This is a genomic window from Brasilonema sp. UFV-L1 (assembly GCF_012912105.1).
Classification (GTDB): domain Bacteria; phylum Cyanobacteriota; class Cyanobacteriia; order Cyanobacteriales; family Nostocaceae; genus Brasilonema.
Genome location: NZ_QMEA01000216.1, coordinates 1 through 9,758 on the forward strand (window position 1 = coordinate 1; position 9,758 = coordinate 9,758).

The 9,758-nt window shown below is 41.8% G+C and carries 9 protein-coding genes; 2 read left to right on the forward strand and 7 right to left on the reverse strand.

The features are described 5' to 3' along the window. The coding region (locus tag DP117_RS32530) for a WD40 repeat domain-containing protein (RefSeq protein WP_248277943.1) at window positions 1-1,569 on the forward strand (1,569 nt) is incomplete at its 5' end. A gap of 103 nt (window positions 1,570-1,672) precedes the next feature. Here DP117_RS32530 and DP117_RS32535 read toward each other — a convergent pair. The 3 genes from DP117_RS32535 to DP117_RS32545 form a co-directional block, all read right to left on the reverse strand. Continuing rightward, a complete protein-coding gene (locus DP117_RS32535; protein ID WP_248277944.1) occupies window positions 1,673-2,368 on the reverse strand; it encodes a hypothetical protein in 696 nt (231 codons plus the stop codon). Between the two features lie 153 nt (window positions 2,369-2,521). Beyond that, window positions 2,522-3,067 carry a group 1 truncated hemoglobin gene (locus tag DP117_RS32540; RefSeq protein WP_169222297.1) on the reverse strand — a complete coding sequence of 182 codons (546 nt, stop codon included), beginning with the start codon at window positions 3,065-3,067 and terminating at the stop codon, window positions 2,522-2,524. 964 nt (window positions 3,068-4,031) lie between these two features. After that, the gene (locus DP117_RS32545; RefSeq protein WP_169222303.1) at window positions 4,032-4,604 is read right to left on the reverse strand and encodes an AAA-like domain-containing protein; all 573 of its coding nucleotides are present in this window, start codon (window positions 4,602-4,604) and stop codon (window positions 4,032-4,034) included. A gap of 134 nt (window positions 4,605-4,738) precedes the next feature. Here DP117_RS32545 and DP117_RS32550 point away from each other — a divergent pair, with 134 nt between their 5' ends. Continuing rightward, a complete protein-coding gene (locus DP117_RS32550) occupies window positions 4,739-5,347 on the forward strand; it encodes a Uma2 family endonuclease (protein WP_169222298.1) in 609 nt (202 codons plus the stop codon). A gap of 53 nt (window positions 5,348-5,400) precedes the next feature. Here the strand turns inward: DP117_RS32550 and DP117_RS32555 are convergent, their stop codons facing one another. The 4 genes from DP117_RS32555 to DP117_RS32570 form a co-directional block, all read right to left on the reverse strand. Then, a complete protein-coding gene (locus tag DP117_RS32555) occupies window positions 5,401-6,732 on the reverse strand; it encodes a GTPase (protein WP_169222299.1) in 1,332 nt (443 codons plus the stop codon). An 84-nt stretch (window positions 6,733-6,816) separates the two neighbouring features. Continuing rightward, window positions 6,817-8,295, reverse strand: coding sequence for a hypothetical protein (locus tag DP117_RS32560; protein ID WP_169222300.1), 1,479 nt, complete (start codon window positions 8,293-8,295; stop codon window positions 6,817-6,819). After that, the gene (locus DP117_RS32565; protein ID WP_169222301.1) at window positions 8,292-8,636 is read right to left on the reverse strand and encodes a hypothetical protein; all 345 of its coding nucleotides are present in this window, start codon (window positions 8,634-8,636) and stop codon (window positions 8,292-8,294) included. Before DP117_RS32565 ends, DP117_RS32560 begins: the two co-directional genes overlap by 4 nt. Before the next feature lie 220 nt (window positions 8,637-8,856). After that, window positions 8,857-9,758 (reverse strand): CHAT domain-containing protein (locus DP117_RS32570; protein ID WP_211176484.1); only part of this gene is annotated, 902 nt, incomplete at its 5' end.

Sequence of the window (9,758 nt, forward strand, 5' to 3'; positions counted from 1 at the left end):
CCAACCTCCCAACCCCTCGGGGGGCAAGGGGGAGTACCAACCTCCCAACCCCTCGGGGGGCAAGGGGGAGTACCAAGCGATGATAGTCGAGAACAGATTGAACTGTTGTTGAGTGGTTTAGTAGTAAGACACGAGGGAATACTCAAGGTAAAAAATCGCATTTATCAAGAAGTCTTCAATCTCCAATGGGTAGAAAAAAGACTAGCAGCTTTGCGTCCTTACTCTCAAGCGTTTGATGCTTGGGTTGCTTCTAAACAAAAAGATGAATCGCGATTGTTGCGGGGACAAGCACTCAAAGATGCCCAACTGTGGGCGCAGGGGAAAAGTTTGAGTGATTTGGATTATTTATTTTTTAACGCTTCTCAAGATGTGGATCGAAAGGAAGTGGAGTTGCGCTTAGAGGCAGAACGTGTTAAGGAAGTAGAAGCCAGACTTGTGCAAGAACAAAAAGCAGCAAGAATTCAGCAGTTTTTGCTGAATGCTAATATTGCTGCTTTACAACAATCTCGACTGAGTGAGATTAAGGCGATCGCCAGTGCATCTGTTGCCCTCTACGCCGGACATCAAGGTTTAGAAGCATTAGTTCAAGCAATTAAGGCCAAGCAAAAGTTGCAACAACTAGGTTCAGTTGAACCGAAATTAGAGCAAAGAATTGATAACGCTTTGCGACAGGCGGTTTATGGCACAATAGAATGCAATCAGCTTTCGGGACACACTGCCGATATTTGGGATATTGATATCAGTCCTGATAGTAACTTGATTGTCTCGACAGGAATTGATGGGACGATCAAAATTTGGCAAAGAGACGGGAAGCTGCTCAAAACCTTGCAACATGAAGCTGGGATACTTTGGTCAGTTAAATTCAGTCCCGACGGACAAATGATCGTTTCCGGACATGATGATGGGAGTGTGAAATTGTGGCGACTGAATGAAGATATACCAAAAATCTTAGCCAAATATTCTGCAACGACTCGTGTTGTCAACTTCAGCCTTGACGGTCAAATTGTCACTTCCGGACATGATGATGGCGTGGTCAACTTATGGAGTCTGGATGGTATCTTGCTCAGAACCTTCAAACATCCAAACCAAGCTGGTAGTATTATCTTTGTTCCTGATAGTCAACTGATATTTACAGAGGCAGAGAACATAATCTATCTTTGGCAGGAAGACGGCATCCTGGTCAAAAAATGGGAAGCACACCAAGCAGGAATCAGTCAATTAATCCTCAGCCCTGACGGACAAATTCTCGCTTCTTCTAGTCAAGATACGACTGCTAAATTGTGGACGCTTGATGGTACATTTTTAAAAACTTTAGCCGGACATAGTGCAGCAGTATGGGGCATTGCCTTTAGCCTACTTGGTCATAGTGCTGCAGTTTGGAATGTGGCGATAGCGCCTGATGGCAGTTTTTTAGCTTCTGTCGGTGAAGATAATACTCTTATTCTCTGGCATTTACCACGCATACTCAAACTTGACTTGCTGGAATATGGCCGTCATTGGGTACGAGATTATCTGCGAACCAACGCAGAGGTGGAGGAAGGCGACAGGCATCTTTGTGAGGATAGTTAACCAGCAATAATACCTATAAGAATTTGGCGTTGCTGAATCAGCGTATGAATTGTCATTCTGTTAGCGCAGCGTGCCCAGAGGGCATACGTAACGAAGTGAAGCGTTAGCGCAGCGTGTCCCAAAGACATAGAATCTCTGCAGATGCTTCATTTCGCTTCGCTACATTCAGCATGACAAAACTAGATTCATACTTCAAATCAGCAACGCCAAGAATTTTAACAAGCATCAATAAATCTTCTGGAACTTGATAGCGTTTCTGGTCTTGAGTCACCTTACGTAAGGCGCGATTGTAGACTCCAAAACGCCAGTCTTCGCCAGTTGTAACTGCCCCATATAGAAACTCAGATGTGGATTTAGTCCATTCATCAAGTGCTATTAATTCAATAGCGAGTTGAGTAAATCCCCTAACTATATCTGATTGTTTTGCTTCGATGACCAATAAATTTTGAGGTGCCGCAATATAGTAATCGAGAGTTCCTTTGAGATAGTCGTTGACAGCAATAGAATATTCTATATTGAGTCGCTGGTTAGTTAAATCGCATACCTCAAACAAAATCGGACTAATTAAAGCTTCACGTCTGGCAGTTTCATTAACTAAATCGATGTGAGATAAATGACGCTGAAGCTGCTGCTGTAACAATCGCAAGTCTAAAATTTTTGAAGATTCAGGTAGTGTTAAATGTTTCCTTTCAATAGTGCAATTTAATTCAGCTAATATATCATCAATAGTGAAAGATAATTCAAAATATCGGCTAAAAGTATAAGATTCACCAGCTTTCAGGATACGACGGGAATTCATAAAAAATCTCAGCCAAATTTCTCCTACTTATTCTATACAAATTAGCTGTTGATTTGAAAATGCATGGCGAAACGGTTGAACCACAGATTTTCGTAGGGGCACGGTAAGAACAGCCCCTACCTCGTGATTTATTTACTTGAAAAGCTGTGTAATTTATCTTTCGACAATCTCGTCTCTAAAACTATTGGCAAACGCCAGCACTTCCTGCTTCTCTCTTTGATTGACGTTGTTTTTATCAAGGGCTTGGGCAATACCATTAACAAAAGCATCATACTCAGCGTTCGTCAGACCTCCACCAATTCCACTATGGGAAAGCTTCATACTCCGTCCAGTATAAACAGCAGGACCACCAGCCGCTTGGGTGAATTGATCTATCAGTAACTGACGCAGCCGCTGTTTTGAGTTGGTGCTCAACCCAATAAAGTATTTGCCAATTAGTGGATCATTGAACACGTTTTGCGCGGTATCGTCAATAACGGCAGCGATCGCGTTGTAGCCACCAAGCCTGTCATAGAGAGAGTTTCCTGAATACTTGCGGGCTATTATGGTTGTCTGGGGTGCCAATTGTTGTGCTGACGGCGTAGTGGAACGATTAGAATAAGCCAAACTAGGACTTAATTTGAAAATAATCCCAACTAGGAGTGCGGTACAAATTAATCCCATCCAAACAGTCTTTATAAATGACTTTTGCATTTTCATGGTCAAAGCTCCTTTTCCAATTTTTTTGTTGATTTTGATACCTTACAACTTCAGTAGTAACGCAAGTATCACAATCGATCTGCATCACAACGTTCCGCTCTTGTGAGGCAAGCGGGTCTTCAACTCTGTTAGATAAAAAAGATGTAGATAAAGAAGATGGTGATATCGCACAACGCTATTAGCGCTATCACCAATAACACTTCAAACGTTTATCTAAAATAACTACCTAACAATCTTGCGTAACGCGATCTGCACCCTTGCTAACACCTCAGCACAAAGCATACGCTCCTTCTAGGCATGATATGGTCTTCTGTTGCTGTTACACTTGCGTCATTCCTTACCGTGTAATTACCAAGTGAATGCTTACTGAATATTTAACCACGAATTTCCTGGATTTCCTAGATATATCAAAATAGTTGATTTAGTTTTTTTTGAATGAAGTTATGTCCAGTCAATCGGAATTGATTGAAAAAATATTAACTTTGTATATTGACAAAAAACGTCTTTTGAAAAAAAAATTAAATAGCGATTGTAGAATAAAAAACAAGATGAAACTTATATCAACTTTCTGAACTTTTCTGCTCGTCGTGAATAACAGACTTCAAAAAGTGATAAATTTTGACAAGCTGTAATATGAAAAACAGGCGATAAGCGTCCCAACCGCGCTCGTCCCCTTGGGACTAGGGCGTCAAGCCAGAGGCTTATTGCTTACTTAACAGATGCAAGTGCGATCGCCTATCATAATTGCTAGGTTTGGGAAAGCTGACCAAAAAAGAAAAGGATACAACCCTCTGGCTTCATCCTAGTCATGCTTCAATGAGCGAATTTTGAGAGAAGTTGGAGCGGAGGAAACTTCCGATCCAATCTATGCCCTCCGGGGGCTAGCGGTGCGCAGCACCGGATTGAATTTTGAATTTTGAATTTTGAATTTTGAATTTTGAATTCCCTGAAAGGGCTGACTTGCTCATTTCAAAGAGTCAGACAAGCGGCGGTAGCGAAAATATTCCCGATATAACCCACAGCTAACCGTCGCCTCACTTCCCTCCAGATTCACTAACCCCAAACTTTTTAACTTAAATCCTACCTCAATATCTAATTCTTTCGGTGCAATCAACACCTTTTGAAACGCTTCAGCTAGTCGTGGGTTTTGCTGAAGATTCCACAACTGTTCATGCAGGTGTTTCTGATAAATTCCCTTATCGTTAATAGCCTGTTGTAATATCTTTTCTAAAGAAGAATTCTCAACAATAGAATGATAGAATGCTAACCGCACCAAATAAGGAAATCCCCCTGTTAAATCCATCAATCGTTCTAGTTCAGATGTTTCGAGTTTAAGTCCCTGACGTTGAGCTAAATCTTCTACTTGAGTTGCTGTCAAAGGTGGTAACTCAATTGCTAATCCCACATTAAAGGGAGATTTATTTGTTTTTAACGGGATATAAACTTCAGTAGAATGAACAATAACAAGGACATATTTTTCTTGTTCTTTGCCTATAGCAAGGAATGCAAACGCTGTGGGCTGCTGCCTTGATATAATCGATTAGGAGGCTTTGCCTCCTTAAGGCATTCTCATACAGAGCAGCCGTAACGAGAGAAACGAGAGAACGAGAGAAAAGTTCTTCTAAAAATAAAACCCAGAAATTTCCATTGCTTAACCTTGAAATCTTAAATATGGTTGCTTCACCTGAACTCTACCTTACCCCTGACGAATACCTCCAAATGGAGGAACACAGCGACATCAAAGATGAATATATCGACGGCTATATCTACGCAATGGCTGGAGCGCTTGACTCCCATGTTACCATTGCTGGCAACCTGTTTGCTCTCCTCCGTAATCATGTACGTGGCTCAGGTTGTCGTGTTTACATTGCTGACATGAAAGCACGTATCGAATCTTTAAATCGATATTACTATCCTGATGTGATGGTGACTTGCGACGAACGAGATCAGGAAACTGCTGCTTATAAAAGATTTCCCTGTTTAATTGTCGAAGTGTTATCTAACTCTGAGGCAGCGCGTTGCGGAGGTTCCCTCCGTTGTAGCGACTGCCGTACTGAAGCCTTTGACAGGGGAGACAAATTTGCCGATTACCAAACTTTAGAAAGTCTCAAAGAGTATGTTTTAATTAACACTAAACGTCAGCGAGTTGAGTGTTTCCGCCGTAATGATGAAGGGCTATGGGTTTTGCAATCTTACACAGCAGAAGATAAATCATTTCGACTACATAGTATAAACTTTGAAGGAGCGATCGCACAGCTTTACGAAGATGTCGTTTTCTAGCAGCAACGCCAATCTTGAAACTACATTCTGGTTTTTAAAAAGCAGCTGTTCTCTCAGCGCTTGATTTTCTTAAACCGTTCTTTTGCTTTTTGGAACGAATCTTGCATAACAGATTCAATCTTCTTAGGATCAGGTTTTTTACCACCCATTAAATCACCAAAGTAAACGCAAGCTGCTTCCCCAAGTGACCAAGTGTAAGCAGCAGCCCAAGAAGCAGCTATTACACTGCCAAAACCTGGTAAAAATTTGACTAACTCACGTGCGACAGCTCGTGCTAAGAAACCACTGGCGATCGCACTCACAATACCTCCTGCTTGCGATGGACTCAGCGTTTGTCCATACAATTTTCCCAGCAGCCCTACCATCGAGACTTGCAAAGCTGTTAGTGCTGGCATCGTTGCAAAGGGCAACGGTACAGCTGCTATAGTAGCTGATACAATAGCAAACACCAAAATATAACGCCTTCCAACATCTCGGTAAAGATTACCAATCTGTTTGCTAGTCCCTTCATCTAATAACTGATGAATCGTTTGCGCTTCTGCTTCTGGTAATAAGTCTGCTAAGGTATCTCTCAACGTCTCTAAGCCGTAAAACACCGGCGTGTAGCCATCTTCTTCCAGGGTGAAGTCAATCAGCACAGCACTATTATATAATCCTGTAAACGCTTGTTGTATTGCAGCGAATGCTCGGTTAACCTCTTCAAAATTTGGTGGATATTCCGGATGATCAGCGGTACCAGGAGGATAAACCTCATGCAAGCAAGTCACCGCCAGCAAACAAGGAACATCTGGATACTTCTGACGCAGTTGCTGAGCGATTTGTCGCAACGTATCAGTTGCAAAGTCATTGATTTTAACCGTCAAAATCAGGATTTTAGCGCGCTGATTTTCCTGTTGTAAATCTCCAACCAATTCCTCAATAATTGCCGGAGTATCCTGATTGACATCTCCTAGTCCAACGGTATCTGTAAAAACAAGTAGAGGTAACTCACCCGAAGGGTAAGCATAACGCTGGGTGTGTTGTGTGTGTGGACGAAATCCTTGACCGATAATTTCTGCCGAAACACCAGTCAGTCCTCGCACAATGGAACTTTTTCCGGCTTGAGGCTTACCAATCAAGAGAGCTTCAGTGGTTGGCAGTTCTGCTCGAATTGCTTCCAAAATTTCTGCAACCTGAGCCTCGTTAACGCTAAACCACCCAACAATCGTTTGTGCTACTTTATCTACGGGTAGGAATTTCATCACACGTGTTGTTGTCTCATTCCAAACACCACCAAACGCGTTTGTCAATGAATCATTGACCGACTTAGTTATCTTATCATCAGTCGGTTCACTGAACTGTTGAGAGTCGGCTGATGGTAAATCAGCATCACGTTGCTCAGTCATTTGCACCAAGACGGCAGCACGCCCTGAAGAACTTTTTGTTTGCTAGTATCCAGATTTAGGATAGCAAACATCGTAAATCTATGGTTAACGCTGGCGATTTTTGTAAGACTGCCAAATTTTATCTCCTCCCCAAATCAACATTCCTAAAACAACTCCGAAAAGGAGACTGTAACAAATTGATAAACTGAAGCGATGAGGAACGGGAGTGGAAAAGGGAGGTAACAGGGGATCTTCTTTTGTGACGAGGGCGTAACTAGATGCCATAATTCCAGCAGAACCAATGGCACTACCCACTGCGAGAATCGTGATTTGCAAGTTGCGCTCGCCTATTTCTTTCTTCTCTTCTGCAAGGCGATCGCTCTTCGCTTTATCTATCGCTACACGTCCCCTGATTGAGGCGATCGCCTTATCTAGTAAACTAGAACCATAATGAAAATATCCTAAGTCTGCTTGAATTTGTTCCTGAAAATCAGCACAGTTTTCCAGGCTAAACTTTTCTAAAAAGCTGATATCTTCATCCTCAATCATACCACGAATTTGTTGCACTCTATCAGCATAGTTTCGAGCATTGATTGCAATTGTATTTTTGTATGCTTCTAGATATCGCAGTAGATTCGTATAGTCTAAGGCAGTTTTGGGAAGTGTTTTTAATTTCTTGCTTAATTGCTCTAATTCCTCTGCTGTTAATTGCTCGTCACCAAACTTTTCTAATGTTTGAATTTCCTCTTCTATTTTGCTATATTCTTGATTGGCGTCCTGATACACCTGACGGCTTTGTTGAAAAGCTTTGACGACTTTGGCACGAAAGAAAAATAAATCTAATAATTCTTGCTGACAGCTATCAAAATTCTCCTCAGTTTCTGTATAGCTGAAAAACCAAACTAAAATATGACGGTAATTGGTTAATTGGGTAAAAAGTCCGTATTCAAAAATGGAACTACCAAATAAAGTGGCTGAACGAGCAAATGGAGGTATGTTATAATCTTGAGGAAAGAAAGCTTTGAGACATTCATCAGCAAGTTCTTTTAAAGCTTCGTGATTTTGAGGGTCTTGTTCTGATGACAACCAAGCAGTAATGATGAGAGTTTCACCGAGAAAGTTCTGATGGCTATTGTGATTGCCATTTAAGAGCAAACAATTATCTGGATTGAGTTGACGCAGAAGCTGAATATCGACATCATCAGTTTTTTGACAATTTTCTTGTTCTGGGCGGTGCAGATTGAACCACAGTCCGTAACTATCATAAAGTCTTAGCGGATAGGCAAATCCGTGAATAGATATTTTAGAAGAATTCGTAGAAGAATTATTGCAAGAATTATCGAAAGTTACCGCGCCTTCAATAGGAGCAACTTCTGTTTGTTCATCGGCTTTGATAAGAGAGACAGTCGGGTTATCTGGCTCTTTTTCTAAATCCAGCCATTGCATCAAGTTGAAATTTTCATGCAGAACTTTGTGGATGATTTGATCACAAGTTTGCCAAAGCCAATCTTTCTCTTTTTCTTCTGTTGTTTGCAGAATAAAGGCAAAGACATGGATATTAGGAGCATAAACTTTAGGACTCATTTTTTGGGAGGTTCTGGCTGTGGATTTTTTTGTCGCTCATCAATGATTTTCTGATAATCTGGGAACTGATTGATTAAAGTTCCTTCTTGTTTTGCTGGATTGCGCTTTTTGATGGTAATTTCTCTGGCTGCAAATCGCACAGCATCTGCAATATCTGGATGTTCTCTACACCAAGCGGTAATTGCATCAGCAGCTGTTGGGAGTGGTTGATTTTCTAATTCTGCCAGGGTTTGCTTGATTGTCAACAAATCTTCGCGGCTTTTTTCATCGAAGACAAATCCTTGCTGTTCGACGACTTGTAAAAATGCTTCAATTGTAATGTCTGGTTGATTAGCTTCCATAGCTCATATCTCCAATATTGTTGTCCGCTGCGTCCCGCTGGGCTAACAAAATTCAAATCTCGTTCAAATCTCGTAATCTCGTTAATCTCGTTTCCAGGTTCTACCTGGAAATGCATTTGAGGCGGCTGTGCCGCTTTCTAAGGGAGGCAAAGCCTCCCAATGAGTATTCCCAGTCTCTGACTGGGAACAAGGCAGGAGGAGGCGGATGTGGATGATAGAATTAACATCCAATCGCGCAGAAACCAGCCCAAGACTCTGGTTTGCGAAAGGGTTTATGCTCAGGAAAATACCATGTTTGTAAGTACTGCAAAATTGTCTGCTTGTGTTGTTCATTAATATTTGAGTGCTTTTGAGTCCATTGTATGATTTCGGCTTGAGTTGAGTTGCGTAACCACCACTGCGCCTGACAAAGTGCTTGAGCAATTGGTAAAGAGCGCTGATTGTGGTAAAATTGAATCATTAATAATGTAGTCGCAAAGTCATCCACCGACCACAAACTGCTAACTATACTAGAACTGCCTGCTTTGAGAAAGCCACTCGGTAAACCAATGTACTCATCGCTGCTGCTGAAAGGACTTGTTAGCCCAGTTTCACAAGCAGAGAGAGTGACGAGGTGACATTTTGGTAAGTTGAGATTAAAGATGTCAGGTAGAGTCAAGCATTTGTCTAAATCAATGGCATTACCATTTGCTAATTTGCGATCGCCTTTCTTAGAGTTAACAGTAGAGTCACCAGAATCAGCATCGGCGGGTAGAGGAGAGAGGCAACCTGCTAAAGCGATCGCCGAATCGACAGGCGAATTCATATCAAAGTACCCGTGACAAGAAAAGTGAACGACTTGGGCGTCACACAAACTCTCAAAAACTGGTGCTTGTAATAAAGCTTGTTTGGTAGCGTTGCTTTTTTCTATGACAGTGGTTGGTTGGAAGTGACGCGAAATTGTTTTGACTTCTATATTGGTATAAGTCAGGTTCTCGTTTGGATCTTGGATGGCGAATAAAGAACGTGACTCCTCACCTGGGAACCTCACCCTGCCCTGTCGGGCATCCCTCTCCTTATTAAGGAGAGGGAAAGATTTTCGTGGCGTCGTACGCGTTGGGAACCTCACCCTGCCCTGTCGGG

Excerpts from the sequence above, each read along its gene's own strand:
- DP117_RS32535 (WP_248277944.1), bottom strand. The coding sequence starts at position 2,368 with ATGAATTCCCGTCGTATCCTGAAAGCTGGTGAATCTTATACTTTTAGC.
- DP117_RS32540 (WP_169222297.1), bottom strand. The coding sequence starts at position 3,067 with ATGAAAATGCAAAAGTCATTTATAAAGACTGTTTGGATGGGATTAATT.
- DP117_RS32555 (WP_169222299.1), bottom strand. The coding sequence starts at position 6,732 with ATGACTGAGCAACGTGATGCTGATTTACCATCAGCCGACTCTCAACAG.
- DP117_RS32565 (WP_169222301.1), bottom strand. The coding sequence starts at position 8,636 with ATGGAAGCTAATCAACCAGACATTACAATTGAAGCATTTTTACAAGTC.
- DP117_RS32550 (WP_169222298.1), top strand. The coding sequence starts at position 4,739 with ATGGTTGCTTCACCTGAACTCTACCTTACCCCTGACGAATACCTCCAA.
- DP117_RS32560 (WP_169222300.1), bottom strand. The coding sequence starts at position 8,295 with ATGAGTCCTAAAGTTTATGCTCCTAATATCCATGTCTTTGCCTTTATT.